At 68.3% G+C, this 25,960-nt stretch carries 18 protein-coding genes and 1 tRNA gene; 6 read left to right on the plus strand and 13 right to left on the minus strand.

The annotated features are described in order from the left end of the window. Positions 1-73: 73 nt before the first annotated feature. Positions 74-145: transfer RNA gene (locus GXK59_RS12080), tRNA-Gln, on the minus strand. Between the two features lie 216 nt (positions 146-361). On the opposite strand from GXK59_RS12080, the gene GXK59_RS12085 reads away from it, so the two are divergent. Continuing rightward, positions 362-961, plus strand: coding sequence for a TetR/AcrR family transcriptional regulator (locus GXK59_RS12085; RefSeq protein WP_160669130.1), 600 nt, complete (start codon positions 362-364; stop codon positions 959-961). A 376-nt stretch (positions 962-1,337) separates the two neighbouring features. Here GXK59_RS12085 and GXK59_RS12090 read toward each other — a convergent pair whose 3' ends face one another. The 5 genes from GXK59_RS12090 to GXK59_RS12110 form a co-directional block, all read right to left on the minus strand. Continuing rightward, positions 1,338-3,167, minus strand: coding sequence for an ABC-F family ATP-binding cassette domain-containing protein (locus GXK59_RS12090; protein WP_160667074.1), 1,830 nt, complete (start codon positions 3,165-3,167; stop codon positions 1,338-1,340). Positions 3,168-3,266: 99 nt separating this feature from the next. Further along, positions 3,267-4,229 carry a 4-(cytidine 5'-diphospho)-2-C-methyl-D-erythritol kinase gene (locus tag GXK59_RS12095; RefSeq protein WP_160667076.1) on the minus strand — a complete coding sequence of 321 codons (963 nt, stop codon included), beginning with the start codon at positions 4,227-4,229 and terminating at the stop codon, positions 3,267-3,269. Positions 4,230-4,310: 81 nt separating this feature from the next. Then, positions 4,311-5,234, minus strand: coding sequence for a 16S rRNA (adenine(1518)-N(6)/adenine(1519)-N(6))-dimethyltransferase RsmA (gene rsmA / locus GXK59_RS12100; protein ID WP_443094284.1), 924 nt, complete (start codon positions 5,232-5,234; stop codon positions 4,311-4,313). A gap of 159 nt (positions 5,235-5,393) precedes the next feature. Then, positions 5,394-6,572: a resuscitation-promoting factor gene (locus GXK59_RS12105; protein WP_237393872.1), complete on the minus strand. Its 1,179-nt coding sequence runs from the start codon at positions 6,570-6,572 to the stop codon at positions 5,394-5,396. Positions 6,573-6,854: 282 nt separating this feature from the next. Continuing rightward, a complete protein-coding gene (locus GXK59_RS12110) occupies positions 6,855-7,742 on the minus strand; it encodes a TatD family hydrolase (RefSeq protein ID WP_160667078.1) in 888 nt (295 codons plus the stop codon). 298 nt (positions 7,743-8,040) lie between these two features. Here GXK59_RS12110 and GXK59_RS12115 point away from each other — a divergent pair, with 298 nt between their 5' ends. From GXK59_RS12115 to GXK59_RS12125, 3 genes are read left to right on the plus strand one after another with little or no spacing between them, the layout of a single operon-like run. After that, positions 8,041-9,141 carry an AAA family ATPase gene (locus GXK59_RS12115; protein ID WP_160667080.1) on the plus strand — a complete coding sequence of 367 codons (1,101 nt, stop codon included), beginning with the start codon at positions 8,041-8,043 and terminating at the stop codon, positions 9,139-9,141. A gap of 13 nt (positions 9,142-9,154) precedes the next feature. Continuing rightward, complete coding sequence (locus GXK59_RS12120; protein WP_160667082.1) at positions 9,155-10,663, plus strand: DUF58 domain-containing protein; 1,509 nt, start codon at positions 9,155-9,157, stop codon at positions 10,661-10,663. Further along, positions 10,660-13,197: a transglutaminase family protein gene (locus GXK59_RS12125; protein WP_160667084.1), complete on the plus strand. Its 2,538-nt coding sequence runs from the start codon at positions 10,660-10,662 to the stop codon at positions 13,195-13,197. The genes GXK59_RS12120 and GXK59_RS12125 overlap by 4 nt, the downstream gene beginning before the upstream one ends. Positions 13,198-13,223: 26 nt before the next feature. On the opposite strand, the gene GXK59_RS12130 is transcribed toward GXK59_RS12125, so the two are convergent. Further along, positions 13,224-14,726 carry an NAD-dependent succinate-semialdehyde dehydrogenase gene (locus tag GXK59_RS12130; protein WP_160667086.1) on the minus strand — a complete coding sequence of 501 codons (1,503 nt, stop codon included), beginning with the start codon at positions 14,724-14,726 and terminating at the stop codon, positions 13,224-13,226. A 192-nt stretch (positions 14,727-14,918) separates the two neighbouring features. Then, complete coding sequence (gene rsmI, locus GXK59_RS12135; RefSeq protein WP_237394008.1) at positions 14,919-15,740, minus strand: 16S rRNA (cytidine(1402)-2'-O)-methyltransferase; 822 nt, start codon at positions 15,738-15,740, stop codon at positions 14,919-14,921. 273 nt (positions 15,741-16,013) lie between these two features. Between rsmI and GXK59_RS12140 the strand changes: the two genes are divergently transcribed. Together GXK59_RS12140 and GXK59_RS12145 are read left to right on the plus strand one after the other, a co-directional pair. Next, the gene (locus tag GXK59_RS12140) at positions 16,014-17,726 is read left to right on the plus strand and encodes a dolichyl-phosphate-mannose--protein mannosyltransferase (protein ID WP_160667088.1); all 1,713 of its coding nucleotides are present in this window, start codon (positions 16,014-16,016) and stop codon (positions 17,724-17,726) included. 58 nt (positions 17,727-17,784) lie between these two features. Continuing rightward, the gene (locus GXK59_RS12145) at positions 17,785-19,614 is read left to right on the plus strand and encodes an AMP-dependent synthetase/ligase (RefSeq protein WP_160667090.1); all 1,830 of its coding nucleotides are present in this window, start codon (positions 17,785-17,787) and stop codon (positions 19,612-19,614) included. 132 nt (positions 19,615-19,746) lie between these two features. On the opposite strand, the gene GXK59_RS12150 is transcribed toward GXK59_RS12145, so the two are convergent. The 5 genes from GXK59_RS12150 to GXK59_RS12170 all read right to left on the minus strand — a co-directional run bounded on the left by GXK59_RS12150 (position 19,747) and on the right by GXK59_RS12170 (position 25,947). After that, positions 19,747-21,141, minus strand: a complete 1,395-nt coding sequence (locus GXK59_RS12150; protein WP_443094285.1) for a TIGR01906 family membrane protein — start codon at positions 21,139-21,141, stop codon at positions 19,747-19,749. A gap of 177 nt (positions 21,142-21,318) precedes the next feature. Next, positions 21,319-22,518 carry a L,D-transpeptidase gene (locus tag GXK59_RS12155; protein ID WP_237394009.1) on the minus strand — a complete coding sequence of 400 codons (1,200 nt, stop codon included), beginning with the start codon at positions 22,516-22,518 and terminating at the stop codon, positions 21,319-21,321. A 153-nt stretch (positions 22,519-22,671) separates the two neighbouring features. Further along, on the minus strand, positions 22,672-23,907 hold the full coding sequence (locus GXK59_RS12160) for a L,D-transpeptidase family protein (protein ID WP_160669136.1): 1,236 nt from the start codon (positions 23,905-23,907) through the stop codon (positions 22,672-22,674). A 174-nt stretch (positions 23,908-24,081) separates the two neighbouring features. Then, entirely contained in the window at positions 24,082-25,560 is a 1,479-nt protein-coding gene (gene ahcY / locus GXK59_RS12165; protein WP_160667092.1) for an adenosylhomocysteinase, read from the minus strand. Between the two features lie 123 nt (positions 25,561-25,683). Next, entirely contained in the window at positions 25,684-25,947 is a 264-nt protein-coding gene (locus tag GXK59_RS12170; RefSeq protein ID WP_160667094.1) for a Trm112 family protein, read from the minus strand. Positions 25,948-25,960 lie beyond the last annotated feature (13 nt).

Below are 25,960 nucleotides of genomic sequence, written 5' to 3' on the forward strand. Positions count from 1 at the left end.
CAGATTCATCCTACTGGACTCACGCCGGGCCGCGCCCGGCGGCGCCGATTCCCGGCCCCGCGATGCGCAACAGTTCCGCCCATAGGACTCGAACCTATACTCCACGGCTCCAAAGGCCGGGGTGCTGCCATTACACCAGGGCGGACCATGCCCAGGCGTTGAGCCTGTGGCACGAGAGTCAATTCTGCCATACTGCGTTGCCCCCAAGTGTTGGCGCCATGCCCGTGGCCCGGCCGCAGCCCTCCTGGCGGATGTTCTGGGGCATGATGGAGCTGTGACCAACAGCGCAGGGGTATCCGGAGGGGCGGAGGGCCGCAGCGGCCGGCCCGTCCGGTCTGCCGATTACGTACCCCGGGTCCGGATGACGGGGCCCCAGCGCCGCAGCCAGCTCATCGGCATCGGCCGGGGACTCTTCGCGCTCCGCGGACTGGACGGGACCACCATCGAGGAGATCGCCGCTGCCGCGGGCGTCTCCAAACCCGTGATCTACGAGCACTTCGGCTCCAAGGAGGGCCTGTACACGCAGGTCGTTGAGTTCGAGTTCCGGATCCTGCTGGGTTCCATCAACGACGCGCTGTCCGAGGAAGCGAAGCCGCGCGTCCTGGTCGAGCGCGCAGCCCTGGCGCTGCTGAGCTACATCGAGGACCGCGCGGACGGCTTCCGGATCCTTATGCGCGATGCTCCGCCGACCCAGCCCGAGGGGGCGTTTTCCACCCTGCTTTCCCACGTCACGGCCCGTGTGGAGTACATCCTGGCCGACGAGTTCGCGCGCCGCGGCTTCACATCGGCCGACGGCGCCATGTACGCGCAGATGCTGGTCGGCATGGTCGCGATGACGGGCCAGTGGTGGCAGGACAGCCGGACCCCGGACAAGCGCGAGGTCGCCGCCCACCTGGTCAACCTTGCCTGGAATGGCCTCACGGGCCTCCAAAAGGACCCCGAACTCCGCAGCGACGACTAGCCGGACTTCGCATGCCGGGGCACCGGGGCGGGCCCGGAGTTCTGAGCCCTGCGCGGGACATGCCCTCCCCTGGCCCCCAAGAATGGACATAGTGCCACCATGCCCATCCCTGGCCTGCACCAAGGGGCATGTCCGAAGGGTTTTGAGTGGGCCGAGGGACATGTCCAGCCTGGGCCAGGACCCCAGGGACATGACGAAGCCCCGCCGGCGACGAAGCAACCGAACCAACCTAGCGCCCCGCGGGACATGCCCTCCCTTGGCCCCAAGAATGGACATAGTGCCACCCTGCCCATCCCTGGCCTGCACCAAGGGGCATGTCCAGAGGGTTTGCATGTCCGAAGGGTTTTGCCTGTCCCGCGGCGACCTGCCCGGACGCCTACTCCCCCAGCACCTCGAGCGCGGCGAGCCATTCGAGTTCGAGGGCTTCGCGTTCGACTGCGAGGTCCTTGAGTTTCTTGTTAAGTCCGGCGAGTTGGCCGACGGCGGCGGGGTCGGCGGCCGTTGCAGTCATCTGGGCGTGGATCTTGTCTTCCTGCTGCTTGAGCTTGCCCAGCTGGCGGTCGATCCGGTTCTTGGCCTTGCGGGCGTCCCGCTTTTCGCCCTCCGACGGACCGGCTGCCGCGGGTGCAGAGGCGCCGCTGGCAGCGGTCACCGGGTTGCCGCCGCCGGTGATGGTGGAGCCGGCCAGCGCCGCTTCACGCAGTTCCAGGTACTGGTCAACGCCGCGCGGCAGGGCGCGGATCTTGCCGTCGCCGAGCAGCGCCATCTGGTGGTCCGTAACGCGTTCCAGCAGGTAGCGGTCGTGGCTGACGACGACGAGTGTGCCCGGCCAGCCGTCCAGCACGTCTTCGACGGCGGCCAGGGTGTCGGTGTCGAGGTCGTTGGTGGGCTCATCGAGCATCAGCACGTTGGGCTCGCCCACGAGCAGCCGGAGGAGCTGGAGGCGCCGGCGTTCGCCACCGGAGAGGTCCTTGACCGGGGTCCACTGCTTCTCGTTGGTGAAGCCAAGCTGCTCCACGAGCTGGCCGGCGGTGAATTCCTTGCCGCCGACGTTGAAGGAACGCTTCTCCCGCTCAATCACTTCGATGACGCGCAGATCCGAAACGTCGTCGAGCTCCTTGACCTCCTGGGTCAGGACCGCGGTGACCACCGTCTTGCCGCGCTTGACCTTGCCGGACGTGGGCTGGATCTCGCCGTTGAGGAGCTTCAGCAGGGTGGTCTTGCCGGCGCCGTTGACGCCCACCAGGCCGAGCCGCTCCCCGGGGGCGAGCCGCAGGGTGATGTTGTCGAAGAGTTTCTGGCCGGGTTCGCCGCCCAGGAAGTCGAGGGAGACGTTCTCGAGGTCCAGGACGTCCTTGCCGAGCCGGGCCGTGGCCATCTTGCTCAGCGCCGTCGAGTCGCGGGGTTCGGGGACGTCGGCGATCAGGGCGTTGGCAGCCTCGATCCGGAATTTGGGCTTGGCGGTGCGGGCCGGGGCGCCGCGCCGGAGCCAGGCGAGCTCCTTCTTCACGAGCATCTGGCGCTTGCTTTCCACCACGGATGCTGAGCGGTCACGTTCGGCGCGGGCCAGCACATAGGCCGCGTAGCCGCCGTCGAAGGGGTCCATGATGCCGTCGTGGATTTCCCAGGTCTTGGTGCAGACTTCGTCGAGGAACCAGCGGTCGTGGGTGACCACGAGGAAGGCGCCCTGGTTGGGCCGCCAGCGGGTCTTCAAGTGCCGGGACAGCCACGCAACGCCTTCGACGTCGAGGTGGTTGGTGGGCTCGTCGAGCATGATGACGTCGTGGTCCTCGATCAGCAGCTTGGCCAGCGCCACACGGCGCTTCTGGCCGCCGGAGAGTGCGTGCACGTTGGCGTGCCAGTCGACGTCGGAGACGAGTCCGCCCATGACTTCGCGGATCTGCGGGTTGCGGGCCCATTCGTAGTCGGCCTGATCCCCGACGATCGCGGCGCCGACGGTGAGGTCACCGTCGAGCACGTCGCTCTGGTCCAGGTAGCCGATGTTGACTTCGCTGCGTTTGGTCACCCGGCCGGAGTCCGGGGTGGAGCGCATGGCCAGCAGCCGCATGAGGGTCGACTTGCCGTCGCCGTTGCGGCCCACCATGCCGATCCGGTCGCCCTCTTCAAGGCCGAGGGTAATGCCGTCGAGGACGGTGCGGGTTGCATACGAGACCGTGAGGTTCTCGCCGCCGAGCAGGTGTGCCACTGGGAACTGCTTTCCTAGAGAAGAATAATGTCGAGCAAATCTGGTCCGGCTGGATTGACCCAAGCCCGGTACGTCGTGCGGAGGACGACGACAATCCTATTAAAGGAGCGTATCGGAGATGATGCGCGCCCCGTGAACCGGGCCGTGCACCGCCAGGGCGTCGAGGCCATGGTGCCGCAGGTCGTTGGCCAGTCCCTCAGCCGCTGCCGGGCTGTGCGACAGCAGCGCGACCGTGGGGCCGGAGCCGGAGACAATTCCGGCGATCGCCCCCAGGGATTCACCGAGTCCGAGGGTGTCCCGGAGGCTGGGGGCCAGCTCAATCGAGGCGCGCTGGAGATCGTTGACCAGCACCCGGCTCAGGGCATCGGCATCGCCTGCCCGCAGGGCCTGGAGGATCATCGGGTCCACCGCCGTGGGTTCCTCGATGACCGCTCCTTCGGCCGAGCGCAGCCGGTCCAGGGTCCGGTACACCTCCGGGGTGGGCAGGCCGAAGTCCGCGGCCACGAGGACCCAGTCGGTCTGCGCCTTGACCAGGGCCGGCGAGAGTTCGTCGCCCAGGCCGAGCCCGACGGCGGTTCCGCCGAGCAGGGAGAACGGCACGTCGGCACCGAGTTCGGCGGCCAGCTGGGCCAGCTCGTCGCGCGACAGGCCGCTGTTCCACAGCGCGTCACAGGCCAGCAGGGTGGCCGCCGCGTCGGCCGAGCCGCCGCCCATGCCTCCGGCCACGGGAACCCGCTTCGTGATTTCGAGGTGGACGCCGGTGGAGTGCTCCGAGACGTCGGCCATGATGGCCGCGGCCTTGTAGGCCAGATTGCGCTCATCGAGGGGAATGTCGACGCCGTCGAGGTCCAGGGTGCTTGCCGGGCTGATGCTGACCGTGATGTCCCCGGTGTCCGTGCTGGTGGCGGCGACTTCCTCGTAGAGGGATACCGCAAGGTAGACGCTGGCCACGGAGTGGTAGCCGTCCGCACGCAGGGGCCCGACATCCAGTGAGACGTTTACTTTGCCGGGAGCCTTGACCCGGACAGTCCTCGCGGCAAAGCGCCCTCTCACTGCGTTCATGGCTCCACGCTATGGCATGGCGGGGTCAGGCTCCAAGCACAGTCGCGGACCTGCCTCACGTTTCCCGGGCTGCCGCGGAGGTCATTGAGCCGGGCGCTCGCGCGCCTCCGCGATCCGGGAAAACGCCGCGACGTCGATTACTTCGCCGCGGGCGGTGGGGTCGACACCGGCGGCACGAAGGCACCGCTCGGCCTCCGCTGCGCTGCCTGCCCAGCCGGCCAGTGCGGCGCGCAGGGTCTTGCGGCGCTGGGCGAAGGCGGCGTCGATGACGGCGAACACCTGTTCCCGGGTGGCCGTGGTGACGGGTGGTTCCCGGCGGGTGAAGGCCACGAGGCCGGAGTGGATCTTGGGGGCCGGCCAGAAGACGTTCATGCCGATGACGCCGGCCTTGCGCATGCTGCTGTACCAGGCCCCTTTGACCGAGGGCACGCCGTAGGTTTTGGACCCGGGCCCGGCGGCCAGCCGGTCGGCCACCTCGTCCTGGACCATCACCAGGCCGTGGCGGAGGCTCGGGAAGTGCTGAAGCAGGTGCAGGACCACCGGGACGGCGACGTTGTAGGGCAGGTTCGCCACGAGCGCGGTGGGCTCCACGGGGAGCTCGGTGACCCGCATGGCGTCGGCGAGGACCAGATGGAAATTCCCGACGGCGTCCGGCCGCCACTGGGCGACCGTGGCAGGGAGTTTGCCAGCGAGGACCGGATCGATCTCGACGGCGACGACCGAGCGGGCGGCGTCCAGCAGGCCCAGGGTGAGGGATCCCAGCCCGGGCCCGACCTCCAGGACTGTCTCGTCCGGGTGGATGTCCGCGGCCGCCACGATCCTGCGGATGGTGTTGCCATCAATGACGAAGTTCTGACCGAGGGTCTTGGTGGGGCGGACGCCGATCTCTTCGGCCAGCCTGCGGATGTCCGAGGCGCCCATGAGGGGTGCGGGGGCGCCCGCCGGCGTGCTGGTTGGCGTGCTGGTTGGCGCATTGCCTGGCGCGGAGGGGGTCGGTTCAGTCACCTTGGTATCCTATCCCGTTGCCCGCCCCGGGCATGGCGAAGGCCGGGTCCGAAGAACCGGACCCGGCCCGTGCCGGACTTCCGCTGCCGTGGTCAGCCGCTGCGGAACCCGCGCTGATTCATGCCCGTCAGCCGGAGCCAAGGCCCCGGCCCGGCGCCACTAGCTTGAGGCGGCCCAGCCGCAGCCCCAGGGCCGCAGTCCGGCCTTGGCATAGTAAGTGTTAGCGACAGCGATCTGCTGGGCCTTGCTTGCTAGGCTGGCATTCGGGGCATATGCTCCGCCGCCGTTGGCCAGCCAGGACTGAATATCGAACTGCAGGCCGCCGTAGTAGCCGTTGCCGGAGTTGATGGACCAGTTGCCGGTCGACTCGCACTGCGCGATTTTGTCCCACATGGCTTCGTTCATCATGGCGGGGGCCGCGGCGCCGGTGTTTGCGGCGGCGGCTTGGGCTGCAGGCTTAGGTTTGGTGCCGACAGTGACCTTTTCGGTGACCGGCTGCGTGCTGACGGACTGGGACACCAGGGTGCGGGAGGCCTCGCGGCCGTCGATCAGGACCAGCTTAAAGCTCTTGTTGATGGTGCCGGCCACGCCCGCCTGGGTCACCTTCTTTTCACCCTTGGCCATCCCGGCGTCCTCCGAGGTGAGGGTTTCGAACGGCACGGACTCGGTGGCATCTGCCGTCTTGCTGACGTCCACCCGGGAAACCTTGATCACCATGTCATTGACCACGGGCGCGTTGCCCGGCTGCGAAACGCGGTCGCTCGCGGCCAGGGAGATGCCGGCGTCGGAGAGGAGCTGGGACACATTGGCGGCAGTCGTCGTGGTCTTGTCGGCTTTGCCGTCAGCGACGATGCTCACGGTCTTCGGCGTTGAGATGGACACGAAGGAACCGGAGACCGCGAGCTGCGCGTCTTTCGGAACAGACAGCTCGGAGGAACTGGCGACGCCGAGTTCCGTCACGAGGCCTTCGACGGTGGGTGAGGTGGTGCTGATGGTCCGCTCGGCGCCGTCCAGGCTGACCTTGACGGCCTTGGCGAGGTTGACGTTGATGACGGTGCCGTCCTGTACATGGGAGTCCGCAGCAGGCGTGACCCGGTCGGAAGACTGGAGTTCAAGGCTGGCGCCCTTGACGACCTGACCGACAGTGCCGCCGAAGGTCTGGACGGAACTCACTTTGCCGTCGACGTTGAGGGTGACTGTCTTGTTGTTGCCGACGAAGGCGACGAGCCCCAGCACCAGGGCGACGAGCACCACGAGCTGCGTGCCGACCTTGACGAAGCTGAACTTGCCATCCGATGTAAAGAACTTGACCACGATTGCCCGTATCTTTTGGACCATCCGGGCACGGGGAAAAGTGCACAGTCCCACCCGCCGCAGACAGCCCGGAGGCGGCACCGGAAACGGTGCGGTGTGTCCGCGGCAGCTGTGTGCACCGCCACACTCACAAACGAGAGCGCGCCCATGGTTCGTTGGCCACGATGCGCGCCCTGCAGGAGTGAAACTATCCGAAGGCCTTCCCCGACCCCGGCTAATAGTTGTCCACTGTAACCGGAGCGTTATAAACCGTCCAACAAATTGTGCATACCGAGTATCTACCCCACGGGGTTTGTTTTCGTCACATCAGTCCCAGGATCCGTAGGCCTGCACGGTATTTCCGGCAATCCGGGAACACAGTTCCGAGAGCTCCCATCCAGTCAATTCGGCCATGGCCCGGACGGTGTACGGGACCAGATAGCTGGCGTTGGGACGGCCCCGGTGAGGGTGCGGGGTGAGGAACGGGGCATCGGTTTCGACGAGGATCCGCTCTGGCTCCGCGATGGCCACCGCGGCCCGGAGGTTTGCGGCGTTCTTGAAGGTCAGCGTCCCGGCGAAGGACATAAACCAGCCCTCGCTGTTGCAGATCCGGGCCAGGTCCTCGCCGCCGGAGAAGCAGTGGAACACCACGCGCTCGGGGGCGCCTTCCTCCCGCAGCACCTGCACCACGTCATCGTGGGCGTCACGGTCATGGATTTGCAGTGTCAGCCCAAGGCGTTTGGCGATATCGATGTGTCGGCGGAAGGAGTAGCGCTGGTGGGCCAGCCCCTCGCCCTCGGTGCGGAAGAAGTCCAGGCCCGTCTCGCCGATGGCCCTGATCCGCGGGTGCGCCGCGAGGGCTTCAATCTCGGCCAGGGCCGCCTCCAGTTCGCCCCGGGCGGCGTAGTCCGGCGCGTCATTGGGGTGGAGGGCGACGGCGCCGAGCAGCCGCGGGTCCAGCTCGACCGCCTGCACGGTGAACCTGGACGATTCGAGGTCGCACCCCACCTGCACGGCACCCTGCACCCCGACCGCTTCGGCGGCGTCCAGGGCGTCGGTGATGCTGACCTTCAGCTCGTTGTGGGTGAAATCCAGGTGGGTGTGGTTGTCCATGACCGGCACGGGAAGCGGTTCCGGCGCCGGCGGATATCCCTGCCTGCCGGTGCCATCGCTGCCGGGCGCACGGAACGGGACGGGGGTAAGGGGGGTACTCATCTTTCAACCTTATCGGCGGTCCCCCGGCCGGATGAACCGGCCCCGCGCAGGAGTTAACCTGACCGCGCTACCAGCCGGCCGGAGGCCGGGCGGAGATTTCCCCGGAACTCTCTGTCAGGCCCGGCAGTTGTGTTAGTACTCTGGTCTAAAGACTGGCTGCCGCACCACGGAAAAACCAGCAGCCAGGAGCAGAGAGGCTAGGAATCAACGGTCAGGAACACAGGCATACACCCGACGAGTGGCCCGGCAGGCTCCATACCGATCCGACCCGGGAACCACCAGGGCTGAAAGGCTACCGATGGACTACCACCGCATCTCCCTAGGCCAAGCACTCCCCGAGGAGCCGGACCTCAGGGACGACTCCGCCGCGGCTGGGCTCCCGGCTGCGCTGCGCCCGGCCTCAGCCCCCGCGGCGATGGATGCGGAGGCGTTCCGCTCCGCCAGCGAGCGGATCCTGACCGCCATCAACACCGTGATCGACGGGAAGGCGGAAGCGGCCAAGCTGGCACTGACCGTGCTGCTGGCCCAGGGCCACCTGCTCCTCGAGGATGTCCCCGGGGTCGGCAAGACCCTGCTCGCGAAGACGCTGGCCCGCACCATCGACTGTTCGGTGAGCCGCATTCAGTTCACCCCTGATTTGCTCCCGTCCGACGTCACCGGCGTGTCCATTTACAACCAGGCGTCGAGGTCCTTTGAGTTCCGGCCCGGAGCCGTGTTCGCCAACATCGTCATCGGCGACGAAATCAACCGCGCCTCCGCCAAGACGCAGTCTGCCCTGCTCGAATGCATGGAGGAACACCAGGTCACCGTGGACGGCAAGTCCTACAGGCTCGACGAGCCGTTTATGGTGGTGGCCACGCAGAACCCGATCGAAATGGAGGGGACCTACCCGCTCCCGGAGGCGCAGCGGGACCGCTTTATGGCCCGGATCTCGATGGGCTACCCGGACAAGGAAGCCGAGATGGAGATGCTGGAAACCCACCAGGCCACATCCCCCCTGGCCAAGGTCACCGCCGTCGTCACCGCCGCCGAGGTCGCGTCCATGATTGCCACGGTGCGGCAGGTGTACGTCTCCCAGTCGATCAAGGAATACACCGTGTCCCTGGGCCGCGCCACGCGCGAAAGCGGGATGCTCCGGCTCGGTGCCAGCCCCCGTTCCATGCTCCAGCTGCTACGCGCGGCCAAAGCCACGGCGGCCCTGGAAGGCCGCGATTTTGTGCTGCCCGACGACATCGTCAGCGTGGCTGAATCCGTTCTGGCCCACCGGATCATCCTGGACCGCAGAGCCGCGAGCACTGGCGAGACTGCCCAGAGCGTGATCCGTACCCTCCTGGCGAAGGTCCCGGTCAGCCCGGACCTGGCGGCCGCCCCGGCTGCCACGCTGCCGAACCGCCGCTAGGGGTGGCCCGGCCGTGGCGCTGAAAGACCGGTTCCCGAGGCACATCTTCACGACCCGCGGCTGGGGACTGCTGGGGGCGGGCGCGGTGTTCCTGCTGGCAGCCCAGGTGATGGGGCGCCGGGACCTGCTGGCGCTGGCCATCCTGCTGTTCGTCCTGCCCTTGCTCTCGCTGGCCGGAACGCGCCTACTCAAGCCCAACTTCAGTGTCTACCGGGAGTTCACCCCTGCCAGCGTCGAAACGGCGGCCACGGCCACGGTCCGCCTGGCCGTGGCCCGGACCGGCGTCGGCGCCGGCCACGCGCTCATGGAGGAGCACCTTCCCGCCCGGTTCGGCGAATCCCCTGTTTTCCGGTTCCCGGCCCGTTCGGCCATGGGCGGGACCAGCCGCTACGAATATCACCTGCGCTCCGGGAAACGGGGCCAGTTCCTGATCGGACCGGTCACGGCCGAGTTCAGCGACCCCTTCGGGCTGTCCCTGCACCGCCACGCCATCGACGACGGCGACATCCTCACCGTGACGCCCGCCGCCGTCGAGCTTCCAGTTACCGGGCTGGCCGGCGCCAGGGGGCACGACGGCGTCACTGCCACGCGCATCCGGGCCAACCCGAGCGACGACGACGTCATGACCCGGGAATACCGCCACGGTGATCCGATGCGCCGTGTGCACTGGGCGGCCACGGCACGGCACGGGGAACTGATGGTCCGCCAGGAGGAGTCCGTCACCACGCCGGAAGCGACCATCATCCTGGACCAGCGGCTGTCGGCCTTCACCCGCGGCGCCTTTTCGGCCGGCTCGAATTCGCACGCCCGCCACCCGTTCGGCAGCCCACGCGGGACGGACCGCGGGACGCTTCACCGCGGCGTTCCCCCCGCGGATGGCCACGAACCCCTGACCAGCGAAGCCTTCGAGTGGGCCGTGACGGCCGCCGTGTCCATCGCCGCCCACCTCGCCGAGCGCAACTATGCGTTGCGTTTCCTCGACGCCGCGGGCGAGCCCGCCTTCCAGCACTCGCCGTCCGCCCCCGAGCCGGACGCGGAAGAGTACCTCGGCGCACCGGGGCTGCAGTCCGTCGCCGAAAGCCTGGCCGCGATCCAGCTCGCCAGCCCCCACCACAACCGCCGGGACGCCAGGGAGGCTGCCGCCCCCGGGACTCCTGGCCGGCGGCATCCCTCAGGCGCGGGCGCCGGTCCGCAGCCGTTCGATGACCGGCTCATGGACAAGCTGGCCGCCCACAGGATGCGCGGGCCCGTCCTGGCTATCCTCGGAAATCTCACGCCGGCCGAAGCCCGGGCGCTCTCCCCGGCTGCCGGCTTCGCGGCAAATGCGTTTGCCCTGGTGACCACGGAGCGGGCCGCCCAACCCGACGAAGTGCTCGAAGCCCTCCGGCTCGGCGGCTGGCGGGCCGTGGCCGTCTCCCCCTCGACGCCGCTGCCCGCAGCGTGGACCGCATTCGACGACGGCGGCACCGCACCACTGGCAGCCGCCGCCGATGTCCGGCGCGGAACGGGGGTCCGGCGATGACACTGACGCCCCAGCGAAGCGCCGCCGGCGCCGGACAGTCCGGGGCAGGTGCACGGCGCGGCCCGGACACCGGCCCGGGTGTCCCCCCGGGGAAACCGAAGGTACGGACGAAGGTGGGCGCACAGCCGTGGCTGATGGCCTTCGCGGTGGCACTCGCCGTCGCCGGTGCAGCCCTGAGCCTCAACGGAGTGCTGCGGGGATGGGCGTGGTACTCCCCCGTACTCTCGACGGTCCTCACGGTGGCGTTCACCCTGGCCGGTCTGCGCGCCCTCCGGTGGCGCAGCGTCTTCGTAACGGCTGGTGCGCTGGCGGCACTGGTGCTGATCCTGACATTTACCTTCTTCCGTCCGCAGAGCATCGTGGGATTCATTCCCTCCGGCGCCACCATGACGCAGCTGGGCCGGTACTTGCGCCGGGCCAGTGAGACTGTCCTCGCGGAAAGCGCGCCCGTGGCACCGAATGCCGGCATCGTCCTGCTGGTCTGCGCCGCCCTGGGGCTGATGGTGATCCTGGTCGATGCCCTCGCCTATCCTTTGGCATTGCCGGCGACGAGCGGCGTCGGGATCCTCGCCATCCTCATCGTTCCCGCCATGATCAAGCCGCAGAGCGTGGGCGCGCTGGGTTTCGCGGCGGCTGCCGCCGGCTACCTGATGATCCTCGGCTGCAGCCACTGGTTCGCGCCCGACGCTCGGACCGGGGCAGACACAGTACGCAACCCGGGCCAGTTCCGCCGCGGCGCGCTGACAGGCGCCGTAGCGCTGACCGTTACCCTCCTGCTCCAGCTGGTGATCCCGGGCTTCGACCAGGGAACGTTCCCGCAGGGCTCCCGGCTGAATCCCTTCGGCCCGGCCTCGGGGCTCAACCCGATGATCAGCCTGGGCAACAGCCTGCGCAGCCCCGCCGGTGCGGGCCGGATTACCTTTGCGACGAACGCGCCGAGCACCCCATACCTTCGCTCCGTGACCGTGGACAGTTTCAACGGGGACAACTGGGCGCCCGATGATCGCGATGATACCCGCCGGCTGGGCACGGGGAGGATGGAATCGGGCCTCGAGTCCGCCGCGACCGAAGTCCGGGTGGTCACCGCGGTCAACACCGGCCAGTTCACAAGTCCGTATCTGCCGGTGCCCTACGCGCCGGAGGCGGTCAACGGCCTTACCGGCCGCTGGAGCTGGGACCCGGCCACACTGAGCATCAAGGGCGTCGACACCAACTCCCGCGACCAGCAGTACGTCGCGCTCTCTGTTGCCCCCCAGCTCACCCCGGACCTGCTGGCACAGGCCACAGGGCCGGTGCAGGGTGTGGCCGAACAATTCATCCGGCCGCCGGACAACGTCCCGGAGATCGTGCGCACCACCGCCGGGGCCGTGACCGCCGGAAGCGCCACTCCCTACGCCCGGGCCATGGCCATCCAGCGGTACCTGCGCTCCGTCGATTTCACCTATTCGTTGCAGTCCCCGGTACAGGGAGGCTATGACGGCAACGGGTTGTCTGTGCTGGCGGACTTCCTGACCCAGAAGAGCGGATACTGCGTTCATTTCGCCTCGGCGATGGCCGTGATGGCGCGGCTGGAAGGCATCCCCAGCCGCATTGCCATCGGTTACGCCCCGGGCCGGCCCACCGGCTCCACGGTGTCGATCGGGGGCCAGGGCGCCCTGCCGGAGTACGAGGTAGATGCCCGTGACGCCCACGCGTGGCCTGAACTGTATTTCCAGGGGTTGGGCTGGGTCCCCTTCGAACCCACTCCGTCGCGCGGTGTGGTTCCGCCCTACGCCACGGAATCCGCAGCCCCCAGCGGCGCCAGCACGAATGAGAACAATGACGGACTCATTCCGAGCATCCGCCCCAACCCCTCCCCCGCGCCCAGCGTGGCGCCGCTGCCGCTCCCGGGAGCTGCCGCCCCGGCGGACACGGCAAGTCGGCTGCGGTCCGTGCTGTACGGCACCGGCGCACTGCTGCTCCTGGGGCTCCTGCTGGCGTCGCCGCACCTGGCACGCAGCGCAGTCCGCCGCCGCCGGCTGAACGGTTCCCGAGGCCGGAGTGCGGCAGCGTTGCAGGCCTGGGCGGAACTGCGCGACCTCACCATGGATTACGGCGTGGCGGCGCGGACCAGCGAGACTCCACGGCATTACTCCGAAAGGCTGCGCTCCTCGGGGGCCCTGGGCGAACCGCAGGGCATGGACGCGGACAGCCACAAGGCCGTCAGGGCCTTGACTGCGGACTTCGAACGCCGGCAATACGGTCCTCCGGCCGGGCCCGACGCCGACCGTTCCCCCGGCACGGTCAGCCCCGGAACATCGGCGGCACCGCTGATCTCGGCGGTCCGCAGTTCGCTGCGCGCCCATGCCGGACCGCTCCGGCGGTTCCGTGCGGAGTGGCTGCCGTCCTCCATCCTCGCTGTCTGGCGGCATGCGGCCAGGGCGCCGTTCCGCGCCGCCCGCCGCGCAGCACAGAGCACCCGGCGCGGCGTCGCAAGGGCCTGGTCAAGGGCCCGCGAAACGCTGCGCCGGGTGCGTAGGCTGCGCCGGAGCTGAGGCCGCCCCCGGTAAGCCGGGGGGTGTTACTGGCCGGCGTAGGGGTCGGCGATGCCGATGTACTGGGTGTAGAGGTATTCCTCGATGCCTTCGAGTCCGCCTTCCCGGCCCAGGCCTGACTGCTTGACCCCGCCGAAGGGGGCGGCGGCGTTGGAGACGACGCCGGCGTTCAGGCCCAGCATGCCGGTTTCGAGGCGTTCGCCCATCCGGATGCCCCGGTTGAGGTCCTTCGTGAAGACGTAGGCGACAAGTCCGTACTCGGTGTTGTTCGCCAGCCGGACGGCCTCGTCCTCGGTGTCGAACGTGATGATCGGCGCGACGGGTCCGAAGATCTCCTCGGACAGGATCCGGGTGCCCTCGGTGACTCCCTTGAGGATGGTGGGCTGGTAGAAGTAGCCCGGGCCCTCGACGGCGGCGCCGCCGATTACCGCGACCGCACCGGCGGCGACGGCATCGGAGACCAGTTCCTGGACTTTGTCCCGGCTCTTCGCATCGATCAGCGGGCCCACCTTGGACTCCGCCTCGGTGCCGCGGGCCGTGGTCATCTCCGCCATCTTCGCGGCGAACTTCTCCGCGAATTCATCCGCGACGGATTCGTGCACAATGAACCGGTTCGCGGCTGTGCAGGCCTCGCCCATGTTGCGTAGCTTCGCGAGCATCGCCCCGGTGACCGCGGCATCGACGTCGGCATCCGCGAACACGACGAAGGGGGCATTGCCGCCCAGTTCCATCGAGGTCCGCAGCACGTTTTCGGAGGCATCGGCGAGCAGCCGGCGGCCGACCTCGGTGGATCCCGTGAAGGAAAGCTTCCGGAGCCGGGAATCCTTGATCAGCGGACCCGTGGTCGCCCCGGCGGTGGACGTCGGAATGACATTCAGGACCCCGGCCGGCAGCCCGGCCTCCATCATCACGGCCGCGAACAGCTGCGAGGTCAGCGGCGTCAGGTTCGCGGACTTCAGCACCATGGTGCAGCCCGCGGCGACGGCGGGGGCGACCTTGCGGGTCGCCATGGCCAGCGGGAAGTTCCACGGCGTGATCAGCAGGCACGGGCCCACCGGCTTCTTCGTCACCAGCAGCCGGGACTTCCCGTCCGGGGAAACCGAATACCGGCCGAACGCCCGGACGGCTTCCTCGGAGAACCAGCGCAGGAACTCGGCGCCGTACGTGACCTCGCCCCGGGCCTCGGCCAGCGGCTTGCCCATCTCCAGCGTCATCAGCAGCGCGAAGTCCTCGGCCCGTGCGGTGACCAGGTCAAACGCCCGGCGCAGGATCTCCCCGCGTTCCCGGGCCGGGACCTTCGCCCAGGACTCCTGCGCAGCGGCGGCCGCGTCCAGGGCGGCAGCCCCGTCCTCGGGCCCGGCATCGGCAATGCTCAACAGGACCTTGCCGGTCGAGGGATCCTCCACGTCGAAGGACTTGCCGGACGCGGCCGGGCGCCACTGGCCGCCGATCAGGAGGCCGGTCGGTACAGACGCCAGCAGGGCGCTCTCGCGCTCCGCGGTAACAATGGGCTGGGCAGTTACAGTCACGGTTGACTCCCTCGTCAGCGATTCGGGGTGGATGGGATCGGGTTCAGCGCCGTTCATAAGACCGTCTCAGCGCGCTGGATTTACTGCCACGGTACTGCTGTGCTCTCGGGGCTGTCTACGCATGTCCGCACTACGCCGGGCGGGCTTCGCTGTGCAGCTGCACAGCGCCGTTCCGGCCGGCGGCGGGCGGGACTACCGGGCTGCGAGCACCGCGGAATAGAGTTCGCGCTTGCTGACCTTGGCGTCCTCCGCCACGGCCGCGACAGCTTCCTTGAGCCGGATTCCCTGGGCTATGAGCGCGTTGACGTCGGCCACGTGGTCCTCCGGCGTGCCCGGCTCCCGCTCCGGGGCGCCGCCCACAACGACGGCGATCTCGCCGCGCACCTCGTTGGTCTCGGCCCACTCCAGCAGTTCGCGCAGGGTGCCCCGGATGACTTCCTCGTACGTCTTCGTCAGTTCCCGGCAGATGGCGGCACGACGGTCCGCGCCGAACCGCTCACGCAGCGCACGGAGCATCGGTTCGAGCCGGTGCGGGGCCTCGAAAAAGACCATGGTGCGCCGCTCGGCGTCGAGATCCGCAAGGCGGGAGGCGCGTTCTCCGGCTTTCCGGGGCAGGAAGCCCTCGAAGCAGAAACGGTCGGTCGGCAAACCGGAGAGCGCGAGCGCGGTGAGCACCGCGGACGGCCCGGGTGCTGCGGTGACCGTCAATCCGGCGGCCACGCCCCCTTCGACCAGGCGGAAGCCGGGGTCCGAGACGGACGGCATGCCGGCGTCGGTCACCATCACGAGGGTCTTGCCGGAGCGCACCTGCTCCAGGAGTTCACCGGTCTTGGCGGCCTCGTTGTGCTCGTGGTAGCTGATGATCCGGCCGGCAACAGTGATCCCCAGGTTCTGGACCAGCCGGTGCAGCCGGCGGGTGTCCTCGGCGGCGACGATGTCCGCCGTCGTCAGCAGCTCGACCAGACGGTACGTGGCGTCCCCGACGTTGCCGATCGGGGTTGCCGCCAGCACGATCCGGCCGGGTCCGCCGCTTTGCGCAGCCGGCGCCGTGCCCGGCTCCGTTGCCTGCTCCGTCGCCTGCTCCGTCCCTTGGATTACGCCAGGCCCGGCACCGGCACCCTCTTCGACATCGTCCGCAGGGACCAGGTTGTCGCCGGGAAGGTTCGGGGAAGTGCTCAGTTTTGGGTCCACACGACCAGCCTACTGCCGGCACGGGGCCCCTGCAGACTGGCCGGACCCACGAACCGGGGCGGCGCCGGGGCCGATGGCCCGGCCGCAAAAGGTAGCATGGGCATCGTGACGCAGACCCCCACGCGGACTGTCGACGCCGGTTCCCCCGGATCGGCGCCCCCAGCCCCCAGCACCGGACGCAACCTGGAGGGGCACCGCTGGGTCAGCCGGCCGGCGGAGGCGTTTACCGCCGAAGCCCTCAAGGACCGCCTGATCGGCGGCATCCGGAGCTGGCGGGACTACCCGCCCTCGCTCCGGCTGTGGTTCTGGCTCATTCCGGTCATCACCGCGGCCCTCGGCGGCGTCCTGCGCTTCGTCCGGCTGGATACGCCCCGCAACCTGGTCTTCGACGAGACCTACTACGTCAAGGACGGCTACTCCTTACTGGTCAGCGGCTACGAGCGGGCGTGGCCGGACAAAGCCAACGATTCCTTTATCGCCGGCAATCCCGGGGTGCTGCTGGACACTCCCGAATATGTCGTCCACCCGCCGGTCGGGAAGTGGATGATCGCGGCCGGGATGTGGCTTTTCGGCGCGGACAATCCCTTCGGCTGGCGGTTCGGGGCGGCCCTGACCGGTACGCTGTCCATTTTCCTGCTGGCCCTCATCGCCCAGAAACTCTTCCGCTCGCTGACCCTCGGGGCAGTGGCCGGGGTGCTGCTGGCGGTGGACGGACACCATCTGGTGATGTCCCGGACCTCGCTGCTGGATATCTTCATGATGTTCTGGATCCTTGCCGCGTTCGGGGCCCTGCTGATGGACCGCGACGACGGCCGCCGCCGGCTTGCCGGGCGGCTCGGCCGGCAGGCCGCCGCCTCCCCGGACGGACGGCCCAGCCTGCTGCAGCTGGCGTCGGGCCCCTGGCTGGGGATCCGCTGGTGGCGGCTCGCGGCCGGGGTGTGCCTGGGATTGGCGGTCGGTACCAAATGGTCCGCGCTGTTCTTCCTCGCCGGTTTCGGGCTGCTGACGGTCTTCTGGGACCTGAGCGCCCGCCGGATCGCTGGAATCCACGGCTGGATCAGCGGCGGGATCCTCAAGGACGGGATCCCCGCCTTCCTCAGCATCGTGCCGGTGGCTGCACTGGTGTACACCGCCACCTGGACGGGGTGGTTCCGGTCCAAGGACGCGTACTTCCGGAACTGGGCTGAAACCGTCCCTTCGGCGGAGTGGGGCTGGCTGCCCAATGCTGTCCGGTCCCTGGCGCATTACCACCTGGAGGCCTACAAGTTCCACCAGGGGCTCAGCGCGGACCACCCGTACGAGGCCAGCGCCTGGAGCTGGCTGGTGCTCGGGCGGCCCACTTCCTTCTTCTACGAATCCCCCAAGCAGGGCAGCCCGGGGTGCGATACCACCAGCTGCACAACGGCGATCCTCTCCGTGGGCAACCCCCTCATCTGGTGGGGCGCCGCCGTTTGCCTGGGCGTACTGCTCTTCTGGTGGGCCGGACGGCGTGACTGGCGCGCCGGGGCCGTCCTCGCGGCCGTGGCAGCCGGCTACCTCCCGTGGTTCCTGTACCCGGAACGCACCATGTTCTACTTCTACGCCGTGTCCTTCGAGCCCTTCCTGGTACTGGCCCTCGTGTACTGCCTGGGCCTTGTACTGGGGCAGCGGGCGGATCCGTTGTGGCGGCGGCGTTCCGGGCTCTACCTCGTGGCGATCTTTGTGGTCACGGCCGTCGCCGTCTCGGCCTTCTTTTATCCGGTCTGGACCGCCGAGACCATCACCTACCAGGATTGGCGGTTCCGGATGTGGATGCCGTCCTGGATCTAGGGCAGGATTGCAGGGGACGTCCACCGGCACGAGTCGGACGCGGAACGGAGGAACGGCTGTGAGAGAAGCAAGCACCGGGCTGCTCGTCGACCTCGACCCGGGCAGCAACGTGACCGACCTGCTGCTCGAGCAGCACGCCAAGGATCCCGTGCATGCGCTGTACTCCCGCAAAGGACCGGCCGGCTGGGCCGACGTCTCCGCACAGCAGTTCCTGGACCAGGTCCGGGCCTTGGCCAAGGGCCTGATCGCCGGCGGCATCACTCCCGGCGAAACTGTCGCGGTCATGTCCGGCACCCGGTATGAGTGGACCGTGGTCGACTTTGCCATCTGGTTCGCCGGCGGCGTGCCCGTTCCCATCTACGAAACGTCCTCCCCCAGCCAGATCGAATGGATCCTGCATGACTCGGGGGCCCGACGGATCTTCGCGGAGAACGAGGCAAAGGCGGCCCTTGTCCGCCAGGTGCTGGACAGCTCCGGGGTGCTCGGCGACACCGTGCTCCCCGTGGTGCGGATGGACTACGACGGCGCCGCCCCCAACCTCGCCAGCCTCGCCGCGGCAGGCAGCGGAGTCAGCGACGCCGAGCTCGAACGCCACCGGTCCGCGGCCGGACTCACGGACGTCGCCTCGCTCGTCTACACCTCCGGCACCACAGGCCGGCCCAAGGGCTGCGAAATCACCCACGGGAACTTCGCCCTGGTCGCCCGCAACATCGTGCCCTTCTTGCCCGAGATCCTGATGCAGCCCCGCACCCGGACCCTCATGTTCCTCCCGCTGGCCCACGTCCTCGCCCGCGCCGTCCAGGTGATCTGCCTGAGCGCCGGGACCACTTTGGGCCACACGGCCAGCGCCAAGGAACTGCTGGAGGACCTGGCCAGCTTCAAACCCACCTTCCTGCTCGTCGTGCCCCGGATCTTCGAAAAGGTCTACGCCGGCGCCGCCCACAAGGCGGCCCTCGCCGGGAAGGAACGCCTGTTCGAGTCGGCAGCCGCCGTCGCGATCGACTACTCAAAGGCCCTTGACTCCGCCGCCCGGGGTGACGGGAGCGGCCCGGGGCTGGTGACCCGCGCCAAGCACGCCCTCTTCGACCGGCTGCTGTATCCCAAGCTCCGGCAGGCCTTCGGCGGCCAGCTGGGCTACGCGGTCTCAGGGGCCAGCCCGTTGAGTCCGCACGACGCGCACTTCTTCCGCGGCGCCGGCATCCCCGTCCTCGAAGGCTACGGACTCACCGAAACCACGGCACCGTGCACGGCCAACACTCCGGCGCGGACCAAGGTTGGCACGGTCGGCATCCCGGTGCCCGGCACCACCATCCGGGTTGCCGAGGACGGCGAAATCCTGGTCAAGGGCATCGGCGTCTTCAAGGGCTACCACAACAACGCCGCGGCCAATGCGGCGGCGTTCGTGGACGGGTTCTTCCGCACCGGCGACCTCGGCTCCCTCGACGCGGACGGCTTCCTGACCATCACGGGCCGGAAAAAGGATCTGCTGGTCACCGCCGGCGGCAAGAACGTCGCACCCGGGCCGCTGGAGGAAAAGATCCGCGAGCACGAACTGGTCCTCCAGGCCGTGGTGATCGGGGACGGCAGGCCGTTCGTGTCAGCCCTGATTAACCTGGACCCGGAGGGCCTGGAGAACTGGTGCGCCTCGCACGGGATTCCGGCGATGAGCCCCGCCGAGGCCCGGGGCAGTGACCTGGTCCGGGTTGCCCTGCAGCGGGCCGTGGACGACGCGAACGCCCTCGTTTCCAAGGCCGAGTCCATCCGCACGTTCGTGGTGCTGGACGCCGACTTCACGGTGGAGTCCGGGCACCTGACGCCGTCGCTCAAGCTCAAGAGGGCCGCCGTCGTGCGCGACTTCGAGGCGCAGATCAACCGCATCTACGGCTGACACCGCGGCATCTCCGGCGGGGATGCACGGAAGCGGCCAGCACCGTGGGTGCCGGCCGCTTCCGGTTGCCTGTCCGTCGCCGGTGTCCCGGGCGGATTCAGCGCCGTGATCCGGCGCCGTGATCCGGGCTTGCTAAACGGTGCTGGACTGCCCCCGCGTGGGGGTGTCCTGTGTGCCGGTGTCAGTCGTCCCGGTCGCTGATGTTCCGGTCCCGGCCGCGCCGGGGCGCCCCGGGGCAGTGGAACGCGGGGCGGAGCTGCCGGCGGCTGAATCCGTGGCGGCCGCATCATCGGCGGCCGGCTCATCTTCGGCGCCTGCATCGGCCTTGCTGGCCTTGTCCCGGCGGAAGAGCGAGCGCCTGGCGGGTGCGTCACCGGGAACAGCGTCTGTGGTGGCGTCAGTTTCGGTGGTGTCCTCGCCGGCCGGGTCCTCTTTCGCTGCGTTGCGCTTCGGCAGCCCGCGCCTCTTGCGCGTTGGCCAAGTCAGGATCAAGGTGGCGAGCGAGGCGACCAGCACCAGGCCGGCAATGGCAATACCGCCGTCCACCCAGAACTGGGCGGGGAAGAGCCGGATCAGGGTGTCCTGCAGGGAGAACGTCCAGGTGCCGTTGGCGAAGAAAACGCTGTGGAACTGGGCGAAGAACTGTTCCCAGCCCAGCACACCCAGTACGCCGAGGCCGATGATGATAACGAGCGTGATGATGGAGCCCGCGAACAGGCCGCGACGGACTCCGCCGGAACTGCGGCGCCGCAGGTAGATCACGGCGATGAGGCTCAGGAGGATCAGCAGGACGCCGGCGCCGAAGGCGGACAGGATCACGACCTTGACGTCGGCCATGTGGCTGACCTCGCCGTCCTTGAACAGTTTGTCTCCCCCGCGGTGGACGAGTTCGCCCAGGTATCGCGGTCCTGCCCAGTTGCTGAGGTAGTCGACGGCATAGGATCCGTAGGTCATGCGGTCGTCCGTGCTGAAGCCGTAGCCGTCGCCCGGGAAGCCCGGCCGGTTGTACTCGACCCAGAGGAACAGCGGGCTGGCGATGGCCCGGATGGCCAGCACCAGCAAAATAACGGGGAAGCACACGGCGAGCAGGACCTGCATCACGCGCGGGGCGACGGGCTTGGCGTTTGCCGCGTGTTCCCGCTCGGCGTTCCGGCGCTGCACCTCTTCCTCCGGTGGCCGGACCTGCAGCGCGGACGTTGGCAGCGGCTCGCTGAAGTGGCTGCCGTTGCCCCGGGGTGCCGGTTCGACGGCGGCTTCGGCAGCCTTGCGGTCGGCGCGGCTGCCGGCCTGGCGCCACGCCGGCGTCGTGTCCGGCGACGTCGGCGTGGTGGTGTCCTGCGCGGTTGAGTCCGTCGTCGTGGCCGGAGCAGCGCCGGCAGCCGTCGCGGGTGAGTGGTCGGAAGGGGCAGCGGAACGCTTCTCCGCCGGGTTCGGCTTCATCCAGTCGAAGGCGGGTTCGTCAGCATCATCGGCCGGATCCAGCTGCGGATCCTGTCGGTTCGGAGGGGTGGGACTTGAGTCAGTCACTGCAGCTTCGCTTCCGTAGGCGGCCACGCCGCCGGCCCGGGGCCCGGCAACGCTACATATCTGCCTCCGAGCCTACCGCCCGAGCCGCGGGGTGGGCGAGATGCCACCCCGAAGCGGGCCGGGATTCAGGCGGTGGGATTCGGGCGGCATCCCGGTGCGGCCGGCCCCGCCCTGCGGTCATCGTTTGGCGTACTGCGCCCACGGGATGTTCCAGTCGCCGAAACCTTCGAGCGGTTCCACGGCCGGCGCTCCGGTGTTGAGGGTCTGGACGACGTCGCCGGTCTTCATGTTGTTGAAGAACCAGGCCGCGTCGGCCGGGAGCAGCCCGACGCAGCCGTGCGAGACGTTGTACTTGCCCACGGCACCCCACGCAGATTCGAGGGCCTGGTGGACGTAGACACCGGAGCTGGTCAGGCGGTTGGCGTATTCCACGGTCAGGGGCGGGTAGTAGCCCTTGTCGCCGGGTTTGAGGCCGATGCTGCCGGCGTTGAACTTGGAGTGGCGTTCCTGCTCCATGATGACGGCGAAGCCCGTTGGAGAGAGCCACTCAGCGTCTCCCAGCGTGACCGGTGCTGTCTTGACCAGCTGGCCGTCGAAGTACACGTTCATGGTCTTGGTGATGTCATCTACGACTGCGAGGCGCTGCGGTCCCACCTTGAAGGAGGCCTTCGTGTCGGAGTTGCCGATCATCTTGTTGCCGAAGTCGACGCCGAAGAGCTTCAGGTCCACGGTGATCTCGCTGTTGGCAGCCCAGAATGCTTCGGGCCGGATCCGGACGCGCCGGTCCGAGTACCAGCGCCACGCCACGGCCTGGCCGGAGGAAGCCGTGACCGTGACGGCCTTCTCCATGGCCTCCTTGTTCAGCACCGGTTCGCTGAAGACAATCTCGATAGGCTGGCCGGCCCCGACAGTCGTGCCGTTGAGCGGATACACGGCGGCGTCGGCCTCGTTGGCCTTGGCGACAGTCGCGAAGGTCTGGGCCTTCTTCGTCTCCCGGCCGGCCTGGTCGACAATCGTAAAGCTGTACTTGTACTTCGTATCGAAATCGAGGGGATCTCCGGCGGTCCAGGTGGAGCCGTCCGGACTCGTGGTTCCGGGGACGCGGCCGCCGCCGGAGGCACGCTCGAGAACGACGTCCTTCACCGTGCCGTTGACGGCCTTGACCGAAGCCGGTGCGGCGGGGTTGACGGCCTTGGCCCCGTCGGTCGGGGTCACACCCAGTTCCACGGCCTTCACCACCGGGGCCGCGAGGCCCGCGACGTTCCGCATCGGGGAAGCTGCCTCTGAAGGCATTTCAGCGTCGGCCCGGCCGGGCGCCGTCGCGATGCCGATTCCGCCGGCGCCGACGGCGGCGCAGAGTGCCAGCACAGCCAGCATCTTCCCGCTTCTCCTGCGGCCCTTGCCTCCGGGTTCCCGCCGGGACCCGGGTTTGCGGCGTCGGCGCCGCGCGCCAAGGTCCGTTGTCATCTCGTCCATGTCCTGTCCCCCAAATAAAAGTCTTACCGCGGTTCGCGGAGCTGCCCGCGGGCCTCAGTTGGCGTACTGCGCCCAGGGGATGTTCCAGTCCCCGTAGCCGTCGTCCACAGCGGCGAAGTCGCCGTCGGTGTTGACCACCTGGACCACGTCACCGGTAGTCATGTTCTCGAAGACCCATTTCGCACCGTCCGGCCCCAGCCCGATGCAGCCGTGGGAGAGGTTGGCGACGCCAAGATACGGCATGGCGGAGTCCGTGGCCTGGTGGATGAACTCCCCGCTCGGGGTCAGGCGCGTGGCGTAGTTGACGTCGAGCTGGCCGTAGTAGGCCGGGTCGCCGGGCTTGAGCCCGATGGTGGAGGCATCCATATGCTCCACGCGGTACTTCTCCATGAACACGAGGTACCCGCGGGCCGAAGGGAACCGGGTGTCGCCCATGGTCGCCGGCCACTGTCCGACCTGCTGGCCGTTGATACTGGCCGTGAACGTGTGCGCGGTCGCGTTCGCGACGGCGACCTTCTTGTCGCCGATGTGGACGGTGACCTTTTTGTTGAAGTTGCCGATCTGCCCGTTCCCGAGGTCGACCCCGAAGAGCTGCATGTCCATGGTGATGGTGCTGTTCGCGGTCCAGAAACTCTCCGGACGGTACCGGACCATGGTGTTGCTGAACCAGTGGAAGTCGCCCGGCTGCCCGGAGGTGGAGCTGATCTTGATGGCCTTCTCGACGGCGTCCCGGTTCAGGACAGGCTCGCTGAAAGTGATCTGCAGCGGCTGCGCCACTCCCACCTTCATGCCGTCCAGCGGGTAGATGGCGGCGTCGGCTTCGTTGGCGGTGGAGACTGTGGTGAAAGTCCGTGTGGTGTTCTCCTTGCGGCCGGCGGCGTCCACCACGGAGAAAGTGTAGCTGTAGCGGGTGTTGAACTTCAGCGGTGCAGTCGCCGTCCAGCTGGAGGCATCCGCGCTGAGGGTCCCCTCCACGGCGTCCCCGGAACCGCTGGTGAGCGACACGCGGTCGATGCGGCCGTTCTTGACCTTCAGGGTCACGGGCGCGGCCGGGTTGACCTGCTTGGCCTCATTCGCCGGGACGACGTCCAGCTGCGCAGGCGCCACCACGGGGAAGGCGAGTCCCGGCTTCGATCGCTCCGGCGAGGCGGCCTCGGAGGCGAAGGAAGCATGGGCCAATCCTGGTCCCGCCGCGAACACCCCGCCGACCGCGGCGAGGGCGCAGACCGCTCCGAGGACGGCAAGCTTGCGGCCGGTGCTCCGGCTTCTCGGGGCGTTCACAATACTCAGGTCCTTCCAGAAGTTACCTTGAAAGCATAAGGGAAATTCCGGTGGGACCCGCCGTCGGCCCCGCCACGATCAGGTTACGAAGAGGGCCCCCGACGGCAGTCCGGAGCCCTCGTGGCAGTCACCCGCCGGTGCTGGGCCGTGGTGGCGCAGGTGTGGTGCGGCGGCCGGCGCGTCCTAGTAGCGGTAGTGGTCCGGCTTGTACGGGCCGGAAACCTCAAGGTCCAGGTACTGGGCCTGCTCCTTCGAAAGCTCGGTCAGTTCGACGCCAAGGGCATCGAGGTGCAGCCGGGCGACCTTCTCGTCAAGGATCTTCGGCAGCACGTAGACCTGCTTTTCGTACTCCCGCTCCCCTTCCGGCTGGTCGCGCTTGGTGAAGAGCTCGATCTGCGCGATCGTCTGGTTGGCGAAGGAGTTGCTCATTACGAAGGACGGGTGGCCGGTGGCGTTGCCGAGATTCAGCAGACGGCCTTCGGACAGGACGATGATGGAGCGCTCTTCCGCGGTCCCGGCGTCGAGCACCCACTCGTGCACCTGGGGCTTGATCTCGACCTTCTTGATGCCCGGGATCCGGGCCAGTCCGGCCATGTCGATCTCGTTGTCGAAGTGGCCGATGTTGCCCACGATCGCCTTGTCACGCATCCCTGCCATGTGCTCGGCCATGATGACGTCCTTGTTGCCCGTCGTGGTGATGAAGATGTGGCCCTCGCTGAGGACGGATTCCAGTTTCGCGACCTGGTAGCCGTCCATTGCTGCCTGGAGGGCGCAGATGGGGTCGATTTCGGTTACGATGACGCGCGAGCCCTGGCCACGGAAGGCCTCCGCCGCGCCCTTGCCGACGTCGCCGTAGCCGCAGACGACGGCGACCTTGCCGCCCATCAGGACGTCGGTGGCGCGGTTGATGCCGTCGGGCAGGGAGTGGCGGATGCCGTATTTATTGTCGAACTTGCTCTTGGTGACGGAGTCGTTGACGTTGATGGCCGGGAACAGCAGCTTGCCCTGCTCCGCGAGCTGGTAGAGGCGGTGCACACCGGTGGTGGTCTCCTCAGTGACGCCGAGCAGGCGGGAGCCGATCCGGGTCCACTTCTGCGGATCCGCCTGCAATGAGGCACGCAGCACGTCGAGGAAGACGCGGCCTTCCTCGGACTCGTCCTCTGCGGTGGCCGGGACAGCGCCGAGCGCCTCGACGTCGGTGCCCTTGTGGACCAGCATGGTGGCGTCGCCGCCGTCGTCGAGGATCATGTTCGGGCCGAGGTCCGGGTTGCTGTCCGCGCCCGGCCAGGTCAGGATCTGCTCCGCGGTCCACCAGTATTCCTCGAGGGTCTCGCCTTTCCAGGCGAACACGGGAACACCCTGGGGGTCCTCAACCGTGCCGTTGCCGACCACTACGGCGGCAGCGGCTTCGTCCTGGGTGGAGAAAATGTTGCAGGAGGCCCAGCGGACCTCGGCGCCGAGTGCCGTGAGGGTCTCGATCAGCACGGCGGTCTGCACCGTCATGTGCAGGGAGCCGGCGATCCGGGCACCCTTGAGCGGCTGGCTTGCGCCGAACTCCTCGCGCAGGGACATCAGGCCGGGCATTTCGTGCTCGGCGAGGCGGATCTGGTGGCGGCCTGCCTCGGCCAGGGAGATGTCCGCAATCTTGTAATCGAGAGTCATTTGAATCCTTTGTTGTTGCCGGCGGGCAGGTCCGGGACCTGGCCGCCTGTGAAGTCGGTAGAGGTGCTTATCGGTGGCTGGAAAGTACTTCGAAGCCGAGCGGCAAAGCGATGGGCCCGGGGGCTAAGCGCCAGTGGGGCGGGAGGCTGCATCGGGCTTGGCTGCGTCGGGCTGGCCGCCGTCGTGCTGGAAAGCCGGGGCCGCCGCGGCGGCCGGAAGCAGTTCCGGCGGCAGCAGCAGGGGGATGCCGTCCTCGATCGCGTAGCGCAGCTTCTCTCCGGAGGGGCCGGCCGTGGCGGTGACGAGTTCCTCGCCGTCCTGCACCAGCGGCGAACCGGTCACGGGGCATCTCAGGACAGACAACAGTTCGGGACTGATCTTCGGCATGGTGAACGCTCCC

The organism is Pseudarthrobacter sp. ATCC 49987 (genome assembly GCF_009928425.1).
Taxonomy (GTDB): domain Bacteria; phylum Actinomycetota; class Actinomycetes; order Actinomycetales; family Micrococcaceae; genus Arthrobacter.

Excerpts from the sequence above, each read along its gene's own strand:
- GXK59_RS12085 (WP_160669130.1), top strand. The coding sequence starts at position 362 with ATGACGGGGCCCCAGCGCCGCAGCCAGCTCATCGGCATCGGCCGGGGA.
- GXK59_RS12095 (WP_160667076.1), bottom strand. The coding sequence starts at position 4,229 with ATGAACGCAGTGAGAGGGCGCTTTGCCGCGAGGACTGTCCGGGTCAAG.
- GXK59_RS12105 (WP_237393872.1), bottom strand. The coding sequence starts at position 6,572 with ATGGTCCAAAAGATACGGGCAATCGTGGTCAAGTTCTTTACATCGGAT.
- GXK59_RS12110 (WP_160667078.1), bottom strand. The coding sequence starts at position 7,742 with ATGAGTACCCCCCTTACCCCCGTCCCGTTCCGTGCGCCCGGCAGCGAT.
- GXK59_RS12115 (WP_160667080.1), top strand. The coding sequence starts at position 8,041 with ATGGACTACCACCGCATCTCCCTAGGCCAAGCACTCCCCGAGGAGCCG.
- GXK59_RS12125 (WP_160667084.1), top strand. The coding sequence starts at position 10,660 with ATGACACTGACGCCCCAGCGAAGCGCCGCCGGCGCCGGACAGTCCGGG.
- GXK59_RS12140 (WP_160667088.1), top strand. The coding sequence starts at position 16,014 with ATGGGCATCGTGACGCAGACCCCCACGCGGACTGTCGACGCCGGTTCC.
- GXK59_RS12155 (WP_237394009.1), bottom strand. The coding sequence starts at position 22,518 with ATGCTGGCTGTGCTGGCACTCTGCGCCGCCGTCGGCGCCGGCGGAATC.
- ahcY (WP_160667092.1), bottom strand. The coding sequence starts at position 25,560 with ATGACTCTCGATTACAAGATTGCGGACATCTCCCTGGCCGAGGCAGGC.
- GXK59_RS12170 (WP_160667094.1), bottom strand. The coding sequence starts at position 25,947 with ATGCCGAAGATCAGTCCCGAACTGTTGTCTGTCCTGAGATGCCCCGTG.